20 protein-coding genes and 1 pseudogene are annotated in these 20,280 nt (G+C 59.9%); 4 read left to right on the top strand and 17 right to left on the bottom strand.

Features of this window, described 5'->3' with window-relative positions:
• Positions 1–719: 719 nt before the first annotated feature.
• Positions 720–1,241, top strand: a pseudogene (locus BLQ09_RS32055) (methyl-accepting chemotaxis protein); the annotation flags it as partial.
• A 128-nt stretch (positions 1,242–1,369) separates the two neighbouring features.
• Here BLQ09_RS32055 and BLQ09_RS27250 read toward each other — a convergent pair.
• The 14 genes from BLQ09_RS27250 to BLQ09_RS31715 all read right to left on the bottom strand — a co-directional run bounded on the left by BLQ09_RS27250 (position 1,370) and on the right by BLQ09_RS31715 (position 14,820).
• Entirely contained in the window at positions 1,370–2,104 is a 735-nt protein-coding gene (locus tag BLQ09_RS27250; RefSeq protein ID WP_027603366.1) for a UTRA domain-containing protein, read from the bottom strand.
• Between the two features lie 81 nt (positions 2,105–2,185).
• Positions 2,186–3,559, bottom strand: coding sequence for an LLM class flavin-dependent oxidoreductase (locus BLQ09_RS27245; RefSeq protein WP_027603367.1), 1,374 nt, complete (start codon positions 3,557–3,559; stop codon positions 2,186–2,188).
• A 114-nt stretch (positions 3,560–3,673) separates the two neighbouring features.
• Positions 3,674–4,267, bottom strand: coding sequence for a nicotinamide riboside transporter PnuC (gene pnuC, locus BLQ09_RS27240; protein WP_092359234.1), 594 nt, complete (start codon positions 4,265–4,267; stop codon positions 3,674–3,676).
• A 75-nt stretch (positions 4,268–4,342) separates the two neighbouring features.
• Positions 4,343–6,490: a TonB-dependent siderophore receptor gene (locus BLQ09_RS27235; protein ID WP_092359232.1), complete on the bottom strand. Its 2,148-nt coding sequence runs from the start codon at positions 6,488–6,490 to the stop codon at positions 4,343–4,345.
• A gap of 127 nt (positions 6,491–6,617) precedes the next feature.
• Positions 6,618–7,490 carry a sulfurtransferase gene (locus BLQ09_RS27230; protein ID WP_027603370.1) on the bottom strand — a complete coding sequence of 291 codons (873 nt, stop codon included), beginning with the start codon at positions 7,488–7,490 and terminating at the stop codon, positions 6,618–6,620.
• Positions 7,487–8,599, bottom strand: a complete 1,113-nt coding sequence (locus tag BLQ09_RS27225; protein ID WP_027603371.1) for a phosphotransferase — start codon at positions 8,597–8,599, stop codon at positions 7,487–7,489. The genes BLQ09_RS27230 and BLQ09_RS27225 overlap by 4 nt, the downstream gene beginning before the upstream one ends.
• A complete protein-coding gene (locus tag BLQ09_RS27220; protein WP_027603372.1) occupies positions 8,596–9,516 on the bottom strand; it encodes an ABC transporter substrate-binding protein in 921 nt (306 codons plus the stop codon). Before BLQ09_RS27220 ends, BLQ09_RS27225 begins: the two co-directional genes overlap by 4 nt.
• Before the next feature lie 176 nt (positions 9,517–9,692).
• Positions 9,693–9,950 carry a peptidase dimerization domain-containing protein gene (locus BLQ09_RS27215; RefSeq protein ID WP_027603373.1) on the bottom strand — a complete coding sequence of 86 codons (258 nt, stop codon included), beginning with the start codon at positions 9,948–9,950 and terminating at the stop codon, positions 9,693–9,695.
• Positions 9,929–10,099 (bottom strand): hypothetical protein, encoded by a 171-nt coding sequence (locus tag BLQ09_RS31360; protein WP_256569273.1) that lies wholly within the window; start codon positions 10,097–10,099, stop codon positions 9,929–9,931. The genes BLQ09_RS27215 and BLQ09_RS31360 overlap by 22 nt, the downstream gene beginning before the upstream one ends.
• Positions 10,100–10,312: 213 nt before the next feature.
• Positions 10,313–11,062: a nitroreductase gene (locus tag BLQ09_RS27205; RefSeq protein ID WP_092359230.1), complete on the bottom strand. Its 750-nt coding sequence runs from the start codon at positions 11,060–11,062 to the stop codon at positions 10,313–10,315.
• Positions 11,063–11,178: 116 nt separating this feature from the next.
• The gene (locus tag BLQ09_RS27200) at positions 11,179–12,597 is read right to left on the bottom strand and encodes a sugar porter family MFS transporter (RefSeq protein WP_092359228.1); all 1,419 of its coding nucleotides are present in this window, start codon (positions 12,595–12,597) and stop codon (positions 11,179–11,181) included.
• 96 nt (positions 12,598–12,693) lie between these two features.
• Positions 12,694–13,653, bottom strand: a complete 960-nt coding sequence (locus tag BLQ09_RS27195; RefSeq protein WP_027603376.1) for a sugar phosphate isomerase/epimerase family protein — start codon at positions 13,651–13,653, stop codon at positions 12,694–12,696.
• Positions 13,650–14,678: a Gfo/Idh/MocA family oxidoreductase gene (locus BLQ09_RS27190; RefSeq protein ID WP_092359226.1), complete on the bottom strand. Its 1,029-nt coding sequence runs from the start codon at positions 14,676–14,678 to the stop codon at positions 13,650–13,652. The genes BLQ09_RS27195 and BLQ09_RS27190 overlap by 4 nt, the downstream gene beginning before the upstream one ends.
• Positions 14,679–14,691: 13 nt before the next feature.
• On the bottom strand, positions 14,692–14,820 hold the full coding sequence (locus BLQ09_RS31715) for a hypothetical protein (protein WP_256221047.1): 129 nt from the start codon (positions 14,818–14,820) through the stop codon (positions 14,692–14,694).
• Positions 14,821–15,019: 199 nt separating this feature from the next.
• Between BLQ09_RS31715 and BLQ09_RS27180 the strand changes: the two genes are divergently transcribed.
• A complete protein-coding gene (locus BLQ09_RS27180) occupies positions 15,020–16,045 on the top strand; it encodes a LacI family DNA-binding transcriptional regulator (RefSeq protein ID WP_092359222.1) in 1,026 nt (341 codons plus the stop codon).
• Positions 16,046–16,139: 94 nt separating this feature from the next.
• Here the strand turns inward: BLQ09_RS27180 and BLQ09_RS27175 are convergent, their stop codons facing one another.
• A complete protein-coding gene (locus tag BLQ09_RS27175; RefSeq protein WP_065947806.1) occupies positions 16,140–17,042 on the bottom strand; it encodes a LysR substrate-binding domain-containing protein in 903 nt (300 codons plus the stop codon).
• 157 nt (positions 17,043–17,199) lie between these two features.
• Between BLQ09_RS27175 and BLQ09_RS27170 the strand changes: the two genes are divergently transcribed.
• Together BLQ09_RS27170 and BLQ09_RS27165 are read left to right on the top strand one after the other, a co-directional pair.
• Positions 17,200–17,760, top strand: coding sequence for a sugar ABC transporter (locus BLQ09_RS27170; RefSeq protein ID WP_092359220.1), 561 nt, complete (start codon positions 17,200–17,202; stop codon positions 17,758–17,760).
• On the top strand, positions 17,753–18,607 hold the full coding sequence (locus tag BLQ09_RS27165) for an MBL fold metallo-hydrolase (protein ID WP_218190479.1): 855 nt from the start codon (positions 17,753–17,755) through the stop codon (positions 18,605–18,607). The genes BLQ09_RS27170 and BLQ09_RS27165 overlap by 8 nt, the downstream gene beginning before the upstream one ends.
• 131 nt (positions 18,608–18,738) lie before the next feature.
• Here BLQ09_RS27165 and BLQ09_RS27160 read toward each other — a convergent pair whose 3' ends face one another.
• Positions 18,739–19,617: an urease accessory protein UreD gene (locus tag BLQ09_RS27160; protein ID WP_092359218.1), complete on the bottom strand. Its 879-nt coding sequence runs from the start codon at positions 19,615–19,617 to the stop codon at positions 18,739–18,741.
• A complete protein-coding gene (gene ureG / locus BLQ09_RS27155) occupies positions 19,614–20,267 on the bottom strand; it encodes an urease accessory protein UreG (protein ID WP_027603381.1) in 654 nt (217 codons plus the stop codon). Before ureG ends, BLQ09_RS27160 begins: the two co-directional genes overlap by 4 nt.
• Positions 20,268–20,280: the final 13 nt, after the last annotated feature.

Raw genomic sequence — 20,280 nt, 5'->3', positions numbered from 1 at the left:
CGGTAATCTCCCTGCGCCAGGCGGGTGACATACCAGGGGCTCAGGCGCTGCTGATGCGTCAAACGTCTTTGGATTACAGTGAGTGGCTCAAGCGCGTCAATGCATTGATCGACTACGAGGAAGTATCAATCAAGGCGAAGTTGGGCGCAGTGCAGGCAACCGCCAGCCAGTTCAGTACGCTGATGCTTATCGCGACAGGTATTGCCCTGCTGCTGAGCATCACGTTGTCGGCCGTACTTATTCGCTTTGTTAAATCCACGCTGGGTGCTGAGCCCACAGACGTTGCATTGGCCATCGAGCGACTGGCAGCTGGTGATCTGAATCAAACGATTTCCACAGAGTATCCCGGCAGTGTCATGGGCGTCCTGAAAGACACGCTGGGCCATCTCGCAGAGACCATTCGTCAAGTACGCAAGGCGGCCCAAGAAGTCAATTACTCGGCCACCCAGTTGTCTGCCGCATCATCGGCTAATAATGAGCAGACCAGCTTGCAAAACCGCGAAGCCGAGCAGGTAGCCGCAGCCATCATGCAAATGGCGGCGACGGTTAATGAAGTATCCGGGTATGCCGCGCAGGCAGCTGATGCCTCCCGGTTGGCTGATACTGACGTGGGAAGTGGGAACAAATTGGTTGCAAGCACCACGGTTGCTATCGAACAGCTGGCATTAACCCTCGAGCAAACGACTGCTACCGTGAACCAGGTCTCCAAACATAGTGAAAATATTGCGTCAGTGATCGACGTAATCAACTCCATCGCCTCGCAAACCAATTTGCTTGCTTTGAACGCAGCTATCGAGGCTGCTAGAGCTGGCGAGCACGGACGTGGATTTGCGGTGGTAGCGGACGAAGTACGTTCCTTGGCCAACCGGACACAGCAGTCGACCGAAGAAATTCGAGAGATGATCAGTACGTTGCAATCGGGTACCGAAACAGCATCTCAAACCATGCGCGATAGTTGTGAGCTGGCGAGCCAAACGGTCACACAAACGCGCAGTGCGCAGGAGGCGTTGGCGAGGATCAGTGAGCAGGTGGCCGCTATCAGTCATATGAACGCCCAGATCGCGAGTGCCTCCGTGCAGCAGAGTAGCGTGACCGACGAGGTCGCTGAAAACATCAACCGCATTCATGGCTCGACGGTTGAGTCGGCCAATGGCGCGCGCCAAGTGGCAGCAGCCAGCATCGAGCTATCAGATTTAGCGGATCGTCTTACCGCTAAAGTGGCGTTCTTCTCTGCGGCTTAGTGGATTCAGGACAGCTTTTCACAGCCGGACTGACGTTTATGCGCGACCGCTGGGCTACTCAGCAGGATGCTTCGACAAGAAGTGATAAATATCAACTGCACTGGACTTGTCAGCGACGTGTTGACGTCTCAGTGAGTTCCCGGGTACCGAGTCTCCATCACAATCGACAACGCATCCGGGCGCCAGAATTCCTGGTCGAATTCCACCGGCCGGTTGTCCTCACCGAAATTCAAACGCTCCAGGTACACACTGGTGGAACCCGGCGACAGTTGTAGCAGCTCGGCCTGTTCTTCATTCACCGTGCCGATGTGCATCTCCAGCTCGCAACGGGATTGCACCCGTGCAAACCGCTCGCGCAGCAGTTGGGTCAGCGAGGTATTGAGGTCGGCTTCCAGCAGGCCTGGGCACCAGCTGGCCAGCAGCGCGTTGAATTCCAGCAGCACCGGGCGACGATCGATCCAGCGGCGGCGTTGCAGGAAAAACACCGGTTCATCCACCGAAGCCAAACCCATGCGCTTGGCCAGCCACGGGCCAGCCGGGCGCAGTTCGGCGTGCAGGCACTCGGTGCGCGGTGTGCGACCCTGGGCACTGACGTAATCCATAAAACCGCTGATGCGCGTCGGGTCGTAGCGGATGCGCTGCGGGCTGACAAACCAGCCCCGGCGATTTTCCCGATACACCAGGCCCTCTGCTTCCAGTTGCTGCAGGGCCTGGCGCAAGGTGACGCGGGTGCAGCCGAAGCGTTCGATCATGTCCCGCTCGGAGGGGAATTTCTCGTCGGCCTGGGGCCTGCCTGCGGCGATGTCGTTGGCGATCTGTTCGCGGATACGCTGGTAGTGCGGGGAAATAGGGTCGAAAGGCATCCTGGGGTTCCGTGTGCAGGCATGGCGTGGGGGTGACTCTACCGTTCCTGTTGGCGCAGGTCACCTGGTCCCACGCAGGCTTCAGGCAAAGCGGAACGAAGCGCCATGGGCCGAGCTTGGCAGGCGATCGCTGCCATCGACGCTGAGGCGCGAGCGCAGTGTGCCGCTTTGCGCGTTGGTGCGGTACAGCCCGCGTTTTTGCAGGGCCGGGATCACCAGTTCGACGAAGTCATTCAACGAACCTGGGCTGATCAGCGGGTTGAGCATGTAGCCGCTGGTGCCGGAGATGCGTGCGTGCTCCTCGATCTTTTCTGCGATCTGCTCCGGGGTGCCCACCAGGATCAGGTCGCTGCCACGGGTGACATTGGCAAAGCGTTGGCGCACCTCGCCTGCGGTCAACGGTTTGCCGCTGCCATCGGGTCGCATCACGTAGGAGGTCATGCCTTCGGTGTGGGTCGACAGCGCTTCGTTGTCGGCGTAGCGGTTGATGTCGATGCCGGTGTCGCCGGCATAGCTCACCAACTGTGCTTGCAGGTGATAGTTGCTTTGCAGGGTGTCGTATTTTTTCTGTGCCTCGATGGCGGTGGGAGCGGTGACGATGCGCAGCACGGTCAGCGACTTCACATCGGCGGCCTGACGGCCACGGGCTTCGGCCTGGCGCCAGATATCTTCAAGGCCCTCGCGGATATCCAGCGGGTTGGACTTGGCGATAAACACCAGTTCCGCGTGCTTGGCCGCGAACTCCCGGCCCCGTGCCGACCAGCCGGCCTGGATCAGCAACGGCGTGCGCTGTGGCGACGGCGAGCTGAGGTGCGGGCCGGCGACGCGGTAATGTTCACCCGCGTGCTGGATCGGGCGCACCCGCGCGCCATTGGCGTAGGTCTGCGAACGTTTGTCGGCAACCACGGCGTCATCCGCCCAGCTGCCTTCCCAGAGCTTGTAGACCACCTCCAGGAATTCTTCGGCGCGCTCATAGCGGTCATCGTGCTTGATCATCTGCTCCAGGCCGAAATTGCGCGCGGCGCTGGACAGATACGAGGTGACGATGTTCCAGCCGATGCGCCCATCGGACAAATGATCAAGCGTACTGAAGCGTCGGGCGTGGGTGAACGGGTGCTCGTAGCTGGTGGTGACGGTGACGCCAAACGCGAGTTTGTCGGTGAGGGCCACCAGCGCCGGAATGATCGTCAGCGGGTCGTTGGCGGGGGCTTCGACGGCCCATTTCAATGCCATCGCTTCAGAGCCGCCAAATACGTCGTAAAAGCCCAGCACATCGCCGAAGAACATCAGGTCCAGGTTAGCTTCATCCGCCGTGCGGGCCAGGTTCGACCAGTATTTGAGGGTGTTGATGTTCAGCCGTTCATCCGCCGGGTGGGTCCACAGGCTGGGCGCGCCGCCGCAGCCGACACTGGCTTGTTCATAAAGGCCGAATAACAGCGGGGTGGGATCGGACATGGTGCTTCCTGCGGGAAAAAAGGTTGGGGGACACGCGGGGGCAGGTCTGCTGCCTAAGAACAGCCGGGCGTTTGTTTATATTTAAACGTGATAAATGCTTTGTGTTTAATGATATTAAACGCTGTTAGCCGACACTTTGGTTATATGCTCCTGCTGCTGCAGGTCACGTTGCCAGGCACGCAAACCGTAGGCGGCCAGCAGCACAAAACCGGCATACAGCGCAGCGGTCAGTTGCAGGTCCTTGTACAGGAACAAGCCCACATAGGCCGCGTCCAGCACGATCCACAGCCACCAACTGACCACGTACTTGCGCGCCGCCCATAGGCTGGCGACCAGGCTGAAGGCCGTGAGCAGCGAATCCAGCCAGGGCAGGGCGGCGTCGGTGAAGTGGTGCATCACCGCACCCAGGGCCACGGCTCCGATCACGCCCGCGAGCACGTGCCGCCACGCTTCCTGAAGCGGCAGGCGTTCCACCCGCACCTTGCCGGCATTAACGCGGCCGGTGCTCCAGCGCCACCATCCATAGCCTTGCAGCACGGCAAAGACCAGTTGCAGGAGCATGTCCGAATACAGCTTCACATCGAAGAAGATCCAGGCATACAACAACACCGCGACCACGCTGACGGGCCAGCACCAGCGCACCCGTTGTGCGGTGAGCCAGACCCCGGCGATGTTGAAGAGTACGGCGACGATTTCGAGTGGCGACATAGGGTTCTCTCAAAAACCAATTTTCCAGGTGCAACGCCTGTTGCTTGAGCTGGTCGGCCAGGGTAACGCTCGGCCTTAAAAATTGACGGTGGCGGACAATCGCGCCGTGCGCGGCGCACCCAGGAACAGGTAGCCGTCGCCTGCGGATTCACCCACATCGCGCCAGTAGCGTTTGTCGAACAGGTTGTCGACAGTCAGGCGCAGCACAGTGGCGTAATCGCCCACCTTGGTGCTGTAGCGACCGCCCACATCGAACACCGCGTAGTCGTCGACCTTCACCGTAGCTTCGCGGTTGGCGTATTTGCTCGCGCTGTATTGCACCCCGCCGAGCAAGGCCAGGCCAGGGACGCCGGGAATGCTGTAGTCGCCGTGCAGGCTGGCGCGCAGCTTGGGCACGTTGATTGCCTGGTGGCCGTCGTAGTCGTCGGTGCCGCTGCCACTGACCCGGGCGCGGATCGCTGCAACGCTGGCCGACACTTGCAGGTCGGAAGTCAGGTGGCCGTTGGCGGACAATTCGAGGCCCACATTTTTCTGCTTGCCTTGCTGCACGAAGGTGATGGTGCCGTCGTCGTTCGGTCGGTTGTATTGCAAATCCTGGGTGATCTGGAACAGCGCCGCGGTCAGGCTCAGGCGCTGGAAGTCACGCTTGACCCCCACCTCCAGCTGGCGCGAGGTGGTCGGCGGCAGCACCTCCTCGGCGTTGCTGCTGAACCACGCGGCCTCGCCACCCAGGGACAGGCCCTTGCTGTAGCTGGCGTACAACGAGGTGTCCGGGCGCGGTTTATAGATCAGCGCCACCTGGGGCAGGAACACGCTGCGCTGGGTGTGCCGAGTGGTGGCGCCGGCCTGGTTGTAAGTCTCTTCATCGAGGCGTACCTGGCGCCCGCCGAGGATGGTTTGCCACTGCTCGTTGAAGCTGATGCGGTCGCTGGCGAACAGGCCGTACTGGCGGCTGTCGAGGCGCCGGTAGGTGTGGCCAAGCGGGCCGTCGTAGGGTTCCAGTACCGGTGACGGCTGGTAGATATTGCCCTCGCCGATGTACGCGTTGACCGACGTGCGCCGGTCCACCAGGCGACGGAACGCGGTGGTGCCGAAGGTCAGGTCATGCTTGAGGAAACCGGTGTCGAACTGGCCATTGAGTGCAGCCTGGGCCTCTTCGTTGCGGCGGGTGTCGTCGGGGCTGCGGTAGTCGGAGATGTCATAGTCGCCCTCGGCGCTGAAGTGGTTGGGCACAGCAGTATTGGCGCAACTGGCGGCACCGTAGCAACCCCAGGCGAAGGTGCTGTAGTCGTCGATCACCACGCGGCTGCGGGAGGCGCTGAAGCTGACCTTCCAGGCGTCGTTGAAGCGGTATTCGAACAACCCGTCGAGGTTCAGGGAACGGATCCCCACCGGGTTCGACCAGCTCTGGTACGCCAGCAGGTCCTTGGGAGAAACGTGATGCGGCACCTCGGTGCCGCCGAGCAATTGATAGCCCGGCACCGAGCGCTGCTCGCGGTCCTGGTACTCGGCGTTGAGTTGCAGCAGGGCGTTGGGGCTGATGTTCCAATCCAGCGCCAACGAGGCGAAGTCGCGCTTGCCGTCGGCGTGCTCGACATAGGAGCGGATGTCTTCGTGGGCCAGGTTGATGCGTACGCCCACTTGCTGTTCGGTGCCGAGCCAGCCGCCGATGTCGGTGGCCAGGTAACGCTCGCCCTGTTCGTTGGTCGACACCGTCACCGAGCGCACATTTTCCGGGCGCTTGCTCACGTAGTTGACCAGTCCGCCGGGCTCGGAGACGCCACTTTGCAAACCGGCCAGGCCCTTGAGCACTTCCACTTGCTGCTTGTTCTCCAGCGCCACGTTCTGCTCGCCGGTGATGGTGCGACCGTTGATCTTGTAGCTGCTGGCCGGGTTGAGGGCGAAGCCACGGATCACGAAATTCTCGTAGTAGCCGACCGGCGCATAGCTGTCGCCCACCGAGGCGTCATTCTTCAACACCTCACTGAGCAGGCGTGCCTGCTGGTCTTTCAGGCGCGCTTCGGTGATCACGGCGACGGACGCCGGGGTGTCCAGCAACGGCGCGTTATCGAAGCCGGCCACGGCGGCTTTTTTTGCCTGATAGTCGGTGGTTTCCTGGCCGACGACGGTAACGGTGCCCAGCGTCGCATCCTGGGCATGGGCCGCCGCAGCGGCGAGGGTGATGCTCAGGGCGAGCAGCGTGTGACGGTAAGGTGTAGCCATATAAAGAGCGCTCCAAAGGTCTGCCGGCCATTGCCGTACGCCTTTATCGGGCGCAAAGGGGCCCAGCGCTGCGCAACGGACGGGTTGCCAGTTCGTGATGAAAAAGCCGAATTCGCCGAAAGTGGCGTCAGGCCGGAGCTGCTCCGGTAGTCATTGGTAAACGTGCGTCGGCGGCCCATTCCTGCAAGGAGCCGTCGTAGATCGCGATGTCCTGGCGACCCAGCAGGGTCAGGGCCAGCGCGTTGGCAGCCGCGGAGATACCGCCGCCGCAATACAGGATCAAAGGGCCTTCGCTGTGCAGCAGCGTGGGGCCAATCGCCAGGGCCAGGGCATCCTTGGGCAGGTAGCGGCCGTGGGCGTCGAACAGCAGGCGGGCCGGCAGGTTAAGGCTGCCGGGGATATGCCCGCGTCGGGCGTAGCGGGTGGCAGCGGTACCTTCAAAAAGGGCCGCGCCGAGGGCGCAGATCAGTTGTCCCCGTGCGTTGCCAGCGACGATTGCTTCTACGCCGCCGCGGTCAATCCATAGCTCTGGGCGTGGGTTGATTGACCAAGGGGACACAGGCGTTATCGGCTTGGCAGAGCCGCTGTGTTCGGGCAGACCGGCTTCACGCCAGGCGTTGAAACCGCCATCCAGCACCCTGGCGTCGATACCTGCTCCACGCAGCATCCACCACAACCGTGCGGCCCAGAAGCCGTCGGCACGGTCATAGATGACCACGGCTTTTTCTTTGCCTGCGCCAAGGTTTGCCAGGGCGCTCACCAGTGTCTCGGGGCGCGGCAAGGCAAAGCTGAAGCTGGCCTGGGTGTCCGCCAGTTCAGTCAAGAGGTCGGCATGCCGCGAGCCTGGGATATGTGCCTGCAACCAGCCGTCGTAACCGCTATCGACGCGGTAATCGTCATCGAACTCGGGTGAGGGCAGCACGACGGTGGCATCCAGCACCACTACTCCAGGGTCGTCCAGATGCGCCTGCAGCCATTGGCTATCGACCAGAATACTCATACGGTTTTCCGTCGGATATGGCCGAGCAGACGTTGCCCTTGCAGCCCGGCAAACCAGCGCAAATGGCCCAGCAGATACCTGTAGTACGCCACATCTGCACTGGCCGTGGAGCCCACCACATCCTGGTAATACGCCACTTCGGACAGCGCGAAATCTACATGCACCAACGGCAGCAAGGCGCTGAGGGTATGTAGATCCTTCGCGCCCAGCGGGCGCACCTGGTGATAACCGGCAAGCAGCGCATCGACGCTGTCGAGATCGGCGCGAGCCGCACCGCCAGTGTCCAGTTCCAGCCAGGGTATGGTGTTGCGTTCGATGGCCGTGGCCAGGTCGAAGAGGGCGAAAGTGCGGTCGGCCAGGCCGAAATCCAGCACGCTCGAAACGCTGCCATCAGCATTCCATAACAGGTTGGAGGCGTGCCAGTCGTTGTGAGTCCACAACGGTGGTTGTTCACGTAGCAACGGGTGCAACGCGTTGTGCCACGGCAACAACAGTTCGCTGAGTTGGGCTCGCCAATCCTTGCCTGCCAGGTAAGGGCTGGCGATGTTGGCGATGGCTTCCAGGGGCGCAGACTGTTCGATCAGCCGTGCGTTGGCCAGAAGCACATGGGTCCGGCGTCGGGGCGCGTCGTGGTGTTCGGCGGCCTGATGCAAACGCGCCAACGCCTGGCCGGCGGCGAAGGCATGCTGAAGATTCTGGAACGGCGACCACGACAGCGCATCGCGGTACAGGTCCAGGCCCTTGGCAACGTGGTGCACTTCATAGGTCCACTCACCTTGCACCGTGGCCGTCGCGCCATGTCGATTCGGCACTACCGCCGCCACCGGCGCGCCCCGGCGATGCAGGTGGGCGATCAGTTGGTGTTCTTCTTGCAGCCACGCGGCTTGGCGCACCCGTTGGTGATGTCGTTTGACGAACAGCGTCGCGTTACCGGTGGTGATCAATCCGGCGGCGGAAAACGGCCGTGGGCTATGCCAATGCAGGCTATGCAGCGGACCCAGTTGCGGGTACTCCCGCAGCAGGTGTGCGATGTCGGTTTCGTGCAGGGCCGGCCAATCGGCGGCAACCGGCTCCAGCCCCAGGCCGTGAGCGGTGCGTTGGGGGTTCATGCGCTCACCTCGGGCAGATAAGCGTTGCTGGTTGCGCCTTGCCACACCTGCGGATCGTCGAGCACCGCATGCTCGTGCAGCCATTCGGCGTAGGGTGCCAGCAGCGCCTGGCGTTGCTCACCCCAGCGGCCTTCATGCAGCCAGGTCGGGGCGATTTTATGCAGCGAGGCACTTAGCAATTCGGCCGGGAAATACGGCGTGGTGTGTTCGTAGGCGGCGAGGGCAATCGCCGGATCCTGCGCCACGGCCAGGTAACCGCGGGCGGTGGCCGCGAGGAAGTCACGCACCACTTCAGGTTTGTCGGCGAGGGTGCGTTCGTGGGTGCCGAGCAGGTAGCTGTGATAGGCCGGAGCGCCGATGTCGTCCACCGGCAACACCACGCGGCGCGCCGCTTCGATAGGACTGTGCATCAACGCTTCCCAGGCCCAGTAACCGCCAAAACTGGCGTCGGCGATACCTTCGGCGAGCTGCTCGGGGCGCAGTTCGCGCACACCGCTGTCCACCAGGATCACCGCGTCGAAGTCACCTCCGTCGCGGCTCACCAAGTGGCGCACCATGGCCAGGCCACGTGGTGTCGGGTTGAGGGCCAGGCGCTTGCCGACCAGGTCTCGCGGGCGACGGATGCCGGAATCGGTGAGGGTCTGGATCGACTCCAGGCCCGCATGGTTGATCGCCGCGATGCCTTGCAACGGTTGGCCCAGGGCACGGCGCACCAGCAGGCGGTTGCTGGGAAATACGCCAAAATCCGCCGCACCGGCCAGCAGGTGCTGCAGGGTGTCGCCACGGTAGGGGTCGTGCACCACCAATTCCACATCCAGGCCCAGCTCTTCATACCAGCCGCGCTCCCGCGCCAGGTACAAACCCGCCGAATTCGGCCAGGGATGGAAGTACTCGAGCATTACCTTTACCGACACCATCGCTTGCCACTCCAGTCCAACGTGTTTTGATGGAAGCGATTTATAAGGGAGTGATCTGGTATATACCAATATCCTTTATTGCTATGGATATAACCGCAGCGCGGTCTGAATTCACCGTTCCGGACCCTAGGGCGACAACCGAGGAGCGTCAATCATGTAGCTCAACGTCATCCGACTCAGTGCCCGGATCCCCACCGCCAGGCTCGGGTCATCCACCTGGAAGCCCGGCGAATGGGTTGCAACACGTCCTCACGCTGTTCATCGCTGACGGTGTGAATCGAACCTTTCAGGCGCACTTCGGCGGGGATGATGTTGTGGCGGTCACCGGCCTCGATACGGCCCACGCAAATCACCGACGCCGGCAACAGGCTGAGGCTGGATTGGCGACAGGGAATGGTCTGCCAGGCCAGGATCACCTGGGCGGCAACGGGCACCGGCTTGCGCAGGCCACGGGCTTCCGGCCGGGGTCATCGACGCGAATCGTATGGTCGAAGATCACCACCTTCACCGCGCCGGTCTGCTGTTTGAGCAGGGCTTCGGTTTCCGGGTAGTAATGCAGGCGCACTTGTTTGTCATCCTCCAAGTTCGCAACGGCACTGGTGTGATCGACTTTTTCGAAGCCGGCCGTTGCTGGCCAAGGGCTTTCGTCAGCGTGCGTGGCACCCCGCAGCCGATCCCCGGCTGGTGGCCTGCGAAGAACACCTGACCCGTCGCAAGCGTCTGTATGTGTTCAAGTCCCTACTGCAAAACGCCCAATGGCCCGACGCCGATGCCCTGGCTGCGTATGCACCACTGATCATGGCTGGGTCTCCTTATTATTATGGTGAAAAACGGCGAAAGCGCTGACCGGTTCCCGGGCTGTTACCAGAGTGTTTTCAACGGCCTTGGGGTCGGCATAGCCAAGGCTCATGCCACACACCAGCATCTGGTCGGCGGGAATGCTCAACATCTCTGAAATGACGTTGTGGTATTTGAGGAAGGCGGCCTGCGGGCAGGTGTGCAACCCCCGCCCGCGTGCCGCCAGCATGATGTTTTGCAAAAACATGCCGTAGTCCAGAAGGCTGCCTTGCTCCAACACGTTGTCCACGGTAAACAGCAAGCCAACCGGCGCGTCGAAGAACCGGTAATTGCGCCCGTGCTGTTGGTGCATGCGTTGTTTTTCACCTTTGGCAATCCCAAGCAGCCCGTAGAGATCCCAACCCACCTTGCGCCGGCGATCGATGTAAGGCGTGATCCATTCGTTCGGGTAGTAGGCGTAGGGCTCCTGCATATCGCTGCTGAGTCGTGGGTCGTTGTCGATCGCGCTGATGGCCATTGACAGGCGCTCTTTCGCTTCACCGGTTACAACGTGCACTTGCCAGGGCTGCATGTTCACACCCGAGGCACTGAAGCGTGCGACATCCAGAATCGCTTCGACTTCCTCATGGGGCACGGCTGTCGGCAAAAAGGCCCTGATGCTGCGCCGTGACATGATTGCCCAATCGACAGTGCGCTGGGTTTCTAGCGCAGACAGCGGTGGTGGTGATAAGCGATTCAAGATACGCATCCTTTTAGCGGGTTCCGTTCAGGGGGAGTCGTCGGCCGGCGACTGCGCGATTTTCATGTCGAGGAATTTTTCGTCGAAACTGACCATGGTCATGGGCGCGTCATACTCGATCTCGTCTAACCATACAACCGCTGTTCAATCTCTTCGAGCGTGCTGCCTCGTGTCTCCGGTACCCACACTGCGACAAAGGTCAGGGACAGAAGTCCTGCTCCCACGAATACAAAGAAGGTTTGGCCGATCCCGATTGTCGCAACCAGCGTTGGAAAGAACATGCCGATCATCACGTTGGTCAACCAGAAGGCCGCGATAGCCATACCCATGCATCCGCCGCGGATGCGCATTGGGAAAATTTCTGCCAAAAGTACCCAGAAAGCAGGCCCGATCAGCCCTTGCATGGAGGCAAGGAACATCGCCATGGCTCCGAGAATGAGCATGGCGCGGGTAACGGAGGGGTCGACAAAAACTGAGACCAGGCCAATCAACAATAAAGACAATGTAGTGCCGGTGAAACCGAGCAGCATCATTGGGCGACGGCCCACGCGGTCCAGCAGAGCAATACCCACGAACGTTGCGCCAATCGAGATAACGCCGTTTACGACATTGGCGATCAGTGCACTACGTTGTTCCAGGCCTGCTTCTGTGAGGATCTGGGTGCCGAAGTACATGATTGAATTGACTCCGGTCAGCTGCGACGTAACAGCGATACCGATGCCAATCAAAAAGATTCGTCGCGCGCCCTTTTGAGACAGGTCGCGCCAGCCACCTTTTTTGATGAATCGTTCGTTGCTGATCTGTTGGGTAATGGCCTCCATTTCAGCCTTGGCATAGTACTCTTCCCGTACTAGTTTCAGTACTTCCAGGCCCTCTCTGAAGCGGCCTTTGGTTGCCAGCCAGCGCGGGCTTTCGGGCATGTAGAGCATTCCCAACCAGAGTGCCACTGCTGGCAGGGTTGCCAAGGCAAGCATCCATCTCCACACACCATCGAGATCGCTGAACAAATTGCCCAATGTGGCGTTAGTGGTGAAGGCCAGGAATTGCCCGGTGACGATCATCAACTCGTTACGGGTAATGATGCGACCGCGGATGCTGGACGGAGCCATCTCTGCAAGATACGCCGGCACGACGACCGATGCGCCGCCCACCGCTAACCCGAGCGTGAAGCGGGCGGCCACCATGACATTGAGGGTGGGCGCCAGCGCACAAGCCAATGCGCCAAGAAAAAACAGCACGGCGAGGAAAAGAATGATACGGCGGCGCCCCTTGAGGTCTGATAAGCGACCGCTGCACAGCGCCCCCATCATTGCGCCGATCAACAAGGCACTGGCGACCAAGCCTTCCGTAAATGGCGTCAGGCCCAGGTCATCCTTCATGTAGAGCAGGGCGCCATTGATGACGCCGGTATCGAAGCCGAACAGCAGGCCGCCAAACGTGGCGATCCAAGTCACTTTTTGCAGGTAGCGCTGTGCCTGGCGTTTTTCAGGACTTACATAGGCGGCTGAAGTGTCTGCCGTATTTCCGTAGGAATTAATTGTCATTGTGATATTCCTGACTGAAACTCATGGGGAGGCTCACTCGCCATTGCGGTGAGCGATTTAATATGGAATTACATTGGTTTTTTCTCGTGGTGCGATTCAGATGGACTGGGGTTTGAAATCGCTGGCGGCAACCGGCATGACGCTCTTTAGCAGTCTTACGGACTTTTCCAAGCCCTCGAGGCTGTTGAGTAAAACGTCCTCATGCTCAATCGATAGCCAGCCATCGTAGCCAGCCATTTTCAAGCGGTAGCAGAACTGCCTCCACCATTGCTCGCCGTGGCCGAATCCAAGTGTGATGTAGGACCAGCTACGGGATGAGATATCCATCAATGAGCCATTTTCCAGGAGTGAGTCCACGGCCTGGACTGGCGCATTAAGCAAGGTATCCTTGGCATGTACGTGGTAGATGGCAGCGCCCAGTGCCTCGGCGGCTACCAGCGGATCAGCGCCCATCCAGAACAGATGAGAGGGATCCAGGTTGGCGCCTATCACCGGTCCGATCGCATGGCGTAGTTTCAGAAGCGAACGGACGTTGTAGACGCATTGGTTACCGTGCAATTCCAACGCGATACGCTCCACACCATTTTCCTTGGCCAGGTCAGCGATCTCGCTCCAGAAGGGCAGCAGGCGTTCTTCCCATTGATAGCGCAGCATTGTCTGGGTTTCGGGAGGCCATGAGGCAACCACCCAGTTCGGCATCCTGTCGCCGGCCCGACCTTCCGGTAAGCCAGACATGGTGCAGACGGTCTTGACTCCCAGTTCACCGGCTACGCGTATCGTGTCCCGGAGGCATTGGCCTTGTTCGGGCTGTGTAGGATGCAAAGGGTTGCCGTTGGCGTTCAGGGAAATGATTTCCAGATTGTGCTCCTGGAAGCTGCGTTTGAGTGCCTTGCGGTCGTCGGCGCTGGCGAGCATCTGTGCCAAGTTAAAGTGTGGTGCGGTCGACCATCCGCCGGTGTTGATCTCCAGGCCCGACACTTCCAGGCGTTCCGCCTGCTTGAGCATCTCCCGCAATGGCAGGTGACCGAGGCTATCGGTGACGAATCCCAGCTTCATGACGTAGCTCCTTCTCTCGATCGGTAGAGGGGCGGTGCTTCCAGCGTCGGCAAAACGACCCGGCGACGCTGATTGAGCGCCTCGATGCCAGCTTGAGCGACAATGGCTGCGCAATAGCCGTCCCAGGCACTCGCGGCATGGACGGGGAACCTTCCTGTGGTGATGAACTCCACGAATGCTTTGTTCTGCAGGCGGTAGGCGTCGGCGAAACGCGGCCGCCAATCGGCAGCGTACCGTTCAAAACCCTGAAGACAGGTGTTGAAGCGAGCATGTACGGGGCTGGCCAGTTGCACGGAACCCAGCTCGCCCACCAGCTCGCCACGGACGTCGTACCCGTAATGGGCGTTGTTGTTGATTTCGATGTTCACCAGATGGCCTTCCCGGGTTTCCAGCACCATGAATACCGGGGCGCCGACGCCGTCCTTAGACGTGTGGGTGGGTTGGAACACTGAAATGGCAACGTATTCAGTATCGAGCACGTGACGTGCCACATCGAATTCATGAGGCGCGGAGTTACTGATCGCCATTTGCCCGCTGAAGTTGGCGGGAGCTTCTACGTTGCGATGGAAATTGTGCATCATCACAGCCCGACCGATCACGCCGTCGCTCAAGGCACTTTTCATTTCCCTGTACGAAGGGTCAAACCGGCGCATAAAGCCCAGTTGCACGAATTGGCGACCCCGGGAGGCTTCTTTGTCGATGACCGCCAGGCACTGGTCCGGGCTTTGAGACAGCGGTTTCTCACACAGTGCAGGTTTCCCTGCATCGATGGCTGCCATGGTCAGGACCGCATGGGTTTCGTCCGGGCTGGCGATGATGATTGCATCGACATCGGACCTTGAAAGCGTGAACAGTGGATCAGTGGAAACGTCAGCGGCGCCATAACGGTCAGCTATCAGCTTCGCTCGCTCTGGCGACGCATCACACACCACATGCAAAGTGGCTCCCGGAAGGTCCTGGGCAATGATGCGGGCGTGATCTTCCCCCATAATCCCTGCGCCGATAACGGCGATTCGTATGCTCATATTCAACTACCTATCAATGGGCGAAAGTCATCAACGCCGCGTCGAACTCGCGAGCGTGTTGATTGAGAAAGGAGGTGCGCAATAGGGCACAAGCGGCGTAGCCGTGGCGGTCGAAATCAACCGGTGGGGACGAGTTACTCATGGGGCGATCCTGGCGGTTTGTTGTGTTTGTTATGCCTCGATTATTAGCACCGAAAAAGCAATCATCAAGCAGCGCCATAGGCGGTTTATGATGTAAAACACCTCAAATTCGAAGATGCATTGATGCCTGTCATTGCTCTTGAAAACAATCATCAGCAATGCGTATATGGTGTAAATAACATCAAAAAAGGGCTGGCTATATGACCATGCAAACATCGGCGCGCTTATGGAAGGGCCCCACTGTTCAACAGGTCGCTAAGGTGGCCAGGGTCGGGGCAGCGACCGTCGATCGTGTGCTGAATAACCGCCCCGGCGTACGGGAAAATACTCGTCTGAAAGTGCTGGCGGCGCTGGATAAGCTAAAGAAAGATTTGGTTGACGGCATGGCAACGTTGCAGATCAAGTTATTCTGCGACTCGGGCGAAACCTTCAATGCGACGCTGGCCGGCGCCGAGACAGTGGTGAACGCCTCGACACCTGGTGTCGTCGTGCATGGCTACTATGTACCGACTAACCAGGTCGATCCCGCCGCGTTTGCTGATCAGGTTCAGGCTGAGGGTGCCTCAGCGGATGGTGTGATTGTCGTATCGCGCGAGCATCCGGCGATCAACCGAGCGATTCGCAAACTGTGCAGCCTGGGTATCCCCGTCGTTTGCCTGACCACCGACCTGCCTAATTCCGGACGAAGCGCTTACGTAGGCAACGATCAATATGCGGCAGGCAGTGTCGCCGGGCTACTGATAGGCAATGCGTTACCCAAGGAGCCGGCAAAAATTCTGTTAGTGACCAGTGTGCCGTTTCGCTGCCAGCAAGAGCGGGAGATGGGGTTTCGCAGGGTGCTTCGCTCGGAGTTTCCCTATCTGAAGATCGACGAGCGGGTGATTTCCGATGATCGCCCCTATACCACTACTGAGCAATTGACGCGTTATTTTTCCAAGCACTACTACCCGGCAGCCATCTACAACGTGGCCGGCGCCAATCGGGGCGTTGCTCAAGCGATAGATACCATTGCGGTTGAGGATCGGCCTATTTTTGTCGGTCATGAGCTTACGGTTCATACGCGGGCGATGCTTGAGTCCGGCGTCATGGATTATGTTATCTCTCATGATTTCGTTGGCGAGACTGCCGCAGCGGTGCGCTGGATACGAGGAGCGATTGAGGGAGCGGCGACAACGCCACCTTCAACACAGATCTTGATTCACACTCGATATAACTGTGGTACGTAAGGCCAGGTTGCGGTCGGTATCTAATTTGCGTGCATCGATGCATACATAAAAGCGTATGGGACAGCCTGGTGGCAGGCCTGCAAAAGGAGGTTCCCTACGACTCAACCGTCGTTGCTTTCTTCGCTTCATCCAGCATCCATTGAGCAAACGCTTGTATTGGCTCTCTGCTCAATGCGATGGGCTCGGGGAGGATTAGGCAGAAGGTTTTGGAAATGGTTTTCCCCTCTGGCCACGGAGCGACCAGACGTCCTAACGCCAGTTCAGTTTCAACGTAAAGACGCGGGACCAGCGCAACACCGAGGCCGGCCAATGCCGCCTCGATCAACATGCCGTGAAGATCGTAGCGCGCACCAATCGCTGGATTGGTAAGTGGGATCCCCGTTTCCAGGGAATAGCGCTGCCAGGCATCCGGGTTCTGCCGTCGGTGCAGGCGTGGAAGCATGTCCAGTGTTGCTGCTCCTGTGCTCTCTTGGAGCAATGCAGGATGACAAACAGGAACCAGCACTTCATGCAAAAGGTGGTGAGTCCGCATACCCGTCCACGCTGGGTGCTCGAAATGGATGGCAGCATCGAATCCGCTCCCGGCCAGGACGAAGGGGTCCATGCGCTCGGCCAAATGCACAGTGATGTTCGGATGCTTTTGCTGGAATCGTGTCAAGCGAGGAATGAGCCATCGCATCGCGAACGTCGGGATAGTGGCGATGTCCAGGCTCGCGCCATCGTTCGGCTGCCCCATTAAGTACTGACTGTCCCGATCCAGGCGGTCCAGCGATTCGCGAACTTGGGCCGCGTAGCGTTCCCCGTTGGGCAGGAGCCGGACACGATTGCCGACTCGTTCGAATAGCGCGACACCGAGGAAGGCTTCCAGCCGGCCAATCTGGCGACTGATGGCGCCTTCAGTCAAAGACAGTTCCTCTGCCGCGCGCGCGAAGCTGCCGTGACGAGCGGCCGCCTCGAATGCTGTCAATGCCGTGCTGCTCGGGATCTTCTTTCGCATAAGCGTTCTCGGTCTAAGGGTGGTGATCCAGCTAAGCTTGATCTTTTATCACTGAAGCATACCGAAAAATCGCTTTATTCGTTGATGTCAAGGCCATACCGTGATGGAACATCAACAAGGAGGGCCGGACACAAGGTGTCCGGTCGCGACGTTATCCATGATCTATACCGTCGAGTGCAGCTTTGCCGACCCCGCCAGCGAAGCCGAGTGGAATGATTTCTATAGCCTGGAAAAACTACCCGCGCTTATTTCCGTGAGCGGGTTCCATACCTCGCAGCGCTTCAAGGCGTTGAGCACGGGTTGCCCTGTCTACCTTGCCATGCATTCGATCGACGGCCTGGCCGTGCTTGAGGGCGATGAGTATCGCCAGAAGGGCGGCGGCAATTTTGCACGCTGGCAGCAGCACATCACCCATTGGCACCGCAATCTGTATGGCGCCCTTGAACGTGCGCCTGCCATCGGTGAAGGCGAGCATCTGATCGTAAGCGCAGTCGGTCCCGAGCCGCTCATCGAGAGGGGGCTGGCGCCTGATCGTATGCGCGCCGTCGCATTGGAGAAGTGCCCTGAAATCAGATGGCTGGCGAAGCTGGATAGCTCCATCCGTCTCGATGTGGATACCCTTCCGAACGCCGTACACCTCTATGCTCCGATGACCGCGCAGTTGACGAGTGGCAGTGGCGCACTGCCCCACACGCCGGGGCAAAACCGACATGCCTAACCTGACAATCTTCGACATGAAATTTCCGGGCCAGCAGATCGGCGAGTTTTCGATTACGGCCATCAGTGACGGATACCTTTGCGCAAGTCTGGATCTCCTCTCCAATATCGATCCTGCGCAGGCGTCCAAGTTGCAGCAGGACGCAGGCGTGAGCGACCCATCCTCGATCCACATCAACTGTTACCTGGTGCGTGGAAGGGGCCGCACGATTCTCATCGATGCGGGGGCTGGTGGTTTCAAGCAGTGGGGCGGAAAGCTGAAGGCGAATCTCGCGCTTGCTGGCGTGCAACCCGCTGACATTGACACCATTCTTCTGACCCACGCACATCCCGACCATGTTGGGGGGCTGCTTGACGCTTCAGGGGCGGTAGCCTTTCCCGATGCAGAGCTAGTCGTGCACCAGCGTGAGGTTTCTTTCTGGGAAGACGACGGCAATCTCAGCCGAGCGAGTGAGCGTGCTCGTGGCAACTTTCTGTTTGCTCGGAAGGTATTCGATCAGTACCGAGAGAAAATGCGCACGTTTACTGATAACGAAGTCCTCCCTGGCATCAGTGCGACGCCCCTTCTGGGGCATACGGCGGGGCATTCCGGTTATCGCCTCGAATCCGATGAGAGGAGTCTGTTGATCTGGGGGGATATCGTTCATTTCCCTCAAGTCCAGATTGCCCGTCCCGACGTATCCATTGCATTTGACCAAGACCCGCTGCTTTCCGCCGCCACACGTTCAAAGTTGTTGGATGTCGTCAGCTCGGACAAGATTCTTATCGCGGGTATGCACCTTGGCGAGCTTGGATTTGCACATGTCGAGCGGATAGGCAAGACCTACAAAATTTCCTACGAAACTTAGCGGCTGTTCGAGATGCCTACGATGCATCGGCTGCGGCGAATGAGGTCATTGATCCTACGGCGCCTCCTGCCAGCGGTCGAACAGAAAATCGCTGAACGCCGTCAGCCGGCGTGGGCTGCAATCGTCACTCCTCATTTGCGGCGCATACGCGGTGCCACACCGGTCAGATGCTCACGTACACACGCCCAGGCTCTGTGAAGGCTGTTGCGCAGTGATACGGCATCAAGGGTCATGATGCGTAATGAAACCCCGCAGTCGTTGGGCAATGCGCTGACACCCAGGTAGCTGTCGGGGTGAGTGGGCAGGGCATTGCGCAATGCGGTTTTCAGCGCTTCGACAGGCAAGCCCTGACCCACGAGCATGAATGTCGCCAGGGTCTGGAAGGCACCACCGACGCCCGGTAATTGCCGCAGCAGGTCTTGCCCGTTCAGCGCCAGGCGATCGCCGGCCAGCAAACGGCCTGCCGGGCAGCGCACTTCCAGGTCGGCGCGGTAGACATCGAAGAGGCCGGCACTGTCCTGGGGGGTGTGCAGGCAAAACGCGTCGCACAGCATCACCCTGGCGCCCGGGTGCAGATTCACCCTTACCTGGCTGTGCAGTTTTGCCTGGGGAAACAGGATCGTCGCCATAGGCAGGTACTCCAGTAATGCTCCGCGTTCTGCAGTGAGGTTGACGGCCTGGCGTGCCGATTGCTCGAGCATGCTGTGGGCTACCGTCGCCGCGCCAGTGCTGACATGCACTTGAGTGTCCGGCCCGGCATGCAGGTGCATCCGCAAATCCTGGCCTGCGAAAATCCCGCCCGAGCACGACTGCACATACACGGCCGCCATGCCTTTCGGGTCGTCCGGCAGCTTCAGGGTGCGGCCCAGGTGAAAGGGATAGCCCACGCGCTGTTCGCTGATATAACTGGCGCCGGACGGCGCTTTGCTGAAGGCAATCCGGGCCTGCACCTGCGAGGATGCCTTGGGCGGTGCAATCAACGGGCGAAACAGTTCCTGCGGCGCGTTCATGGTCGGTCAAACAACACGGCGCGGCTGATGGCGTCGACGACCGCGTCGACCCCGTCACCCGTCGCGCAGTTGGTGAACAGCACGGGCCGGCCGTTGCGGGCTTCGGCTGATTCGCGACGCATGCGTGGCAGATCCACGCCCACATAGGGCGCCAGATCATATTTGTTGACCACCAGCAGATCACAGCTCAACACGCCGGGCCCTCGTTTGCGCGGGATGTCATCGCCGCCGGCGACATCAATGACAAAGATCCAGTAATCCACCAGATCCAACGAGAAGGTCGAGGCCAGGTTATCGCCGCCGGACTCAATCAGGATCAGGTCCAGGTTCTCGAATCGCGCTTCCAGCTCGTCGGCCATTTGCAGGTTCAGCGTCGGGTCTTCGCGGATCGCCGTATGCGGGCAGGCGCCGGTTTCCACCGCGAGCACCCGTTGTGGGTCGATCAGGCCGCTGCGCTGCACGCGTTCGGCGTCCTCGCGGGTGGCCAGGTCGTTGGTGATGATGGCCAGCTCGGTGCCGCGCGCGATGAAGCGCGGAATCAGTTGCTCCAGCAGGCGAGTCTTGCCCGAGCCGACCGGGCCGCCGATCCCGACGCGCGCGGCGCCGGGGTGGGGTTGCGGCTGCGGTGCGGCGTTGAATGCAGTGCTCATTAGCAGGTTCCTT

This window comes from Pseudomonas sp. NFACC25 (assembly GCF_900100935.1).
GTDB classification, from domain to species: Bacteria; Pseudomonadota; Gammaproteobacteria; order Pseudomonadales; family Pseudomonadaceae; genus Aquipseudomonas; species Aquipseudomonas marginalis.
This window is presented reverse-complemented; position numbering and strand designations above follow the sequence as displayed.

Coding starts and splice junctions, on each gene's coding strand:
- BLQ09_RS27170 (WP_092359220.1), top strand. CDS start 17,200: ATGATCTATACCGTCGAGTGCAGCTTTGCCGACCCCGCCAGCGAAGCC.
- BLQ09_RS31715 (WP_256221047.1), bottom strand. CDS start 14,820: ATGAGTAACTCGTCCCCACCGGTTGATTTCGACCGCCACGGCTACGCC.
- ureG (WP_027603381.1), bottom strand. CDS start 20,267: ATGAGCACTGCATTCAACGCCGCACCGCAGCCGCAACCCCACCCCGGC.
- BLQ09_RS27205 (WP_092359230.1), bottom strand. CDS start 11,062: ATGCGTATCTTGAATCGCTTATCACCACCACCGCTGTCTGCGCTAGAA.
- BLQ09_RS27160 (WP_092359218.1), bottom strand. CDS start 19,617: ATGAACGCGCCGCAGGAACTGTTTCGCCCGTTGATTGCACCGCCCAAG.
- BLQ09_RS27180 (WP_092359222.1), top strand. CDS start 15,020: ATGACCATGCAAACATCGGCGCGCTTATGGAAGGGCCCCACTGTTCAA.
- BLQ09_RS27165 (WP_218190479.1), top strand. CDS start 17,753: ATGCCTAACCTGACAATCTTCGACATGAAATTTCCGGGCCAGCAGATC.
- BLQ09_RS27195 (WP_027603376.1), bottom strand. CDS start 13,653: ATGAAGCTGGGATTCGTCACCGATAGCCTCGGTCACCTGCCATTGCGG.
- BLQ09_RS27250 (WP_027603366.1), bottom strand. CDS start 2,104: ATGCCTTTCGACCCTATTTCCCCGCACTACCAGCGTATCCGCGAACAG.
- BLQ09_RS27200 (WP_092359228.1), bottom strand. CDS start 12,597: ATGACAATTAATTCCTACGGAAATACGGCAGACACTTCAGCCGCCTAT.
- BLQ09_RS27220 (WP_027603372.1), bottom strand. CDS start 9,516: ATGGTGTCGGTAAAGGTAATGCTCGAGTACTTCCATCCCTGGCCGAAT.
- pnuC (WP_092359234.1), bottom strand. CDS start 4,267: ATGTCGCCACTCGAAATCGTCGCCGTACTCTTCAACATCGCCGGGGTC.
- BLQ09_RS27235 (WP_092359232.1), bottom strand. CDS start 6,490: ATGGCTACACCTTACCGTCACACGCTGCTCGCCCTGAGCATCACCCTC.
- BLQ09_RS27190 (WP_092359226.1), bottom strand. CDS start 14,678: ATGAGCATACGAATCGCCGTTATCGGCGCAGGGATTATGGGGGAAGAT.
- BLQ09_RS27245 (WP_027603367.1), bottom strand. CDS start 3,559: ATGTCCGATCCCACCCCGCTGTTATTCGGCCTTTATGAACAAGCCAGT.
- BLQ09_RS27230 (WP_027603370.1), bottom strand. CDS start 7,490: ATGAGTATTCTGGTCGATAGCCAATGGCTGCAGGCGCATCTGGACGAC.
- BLQ09_RS27175 (WP_065947806.1), bottom strand. CDS start 17,042: ATGCGAAAGAAGATCCCGAGCAGCACGGCATTGACAGCATTCGAGGCG.
- BLQ09_RS27225 (WP_027603371.1), bottom strand. CDS start 8,599: ATGAACCCCCAACGCACCGCTCACGGCCTGGGGCTGGAGCCGGTTGCC.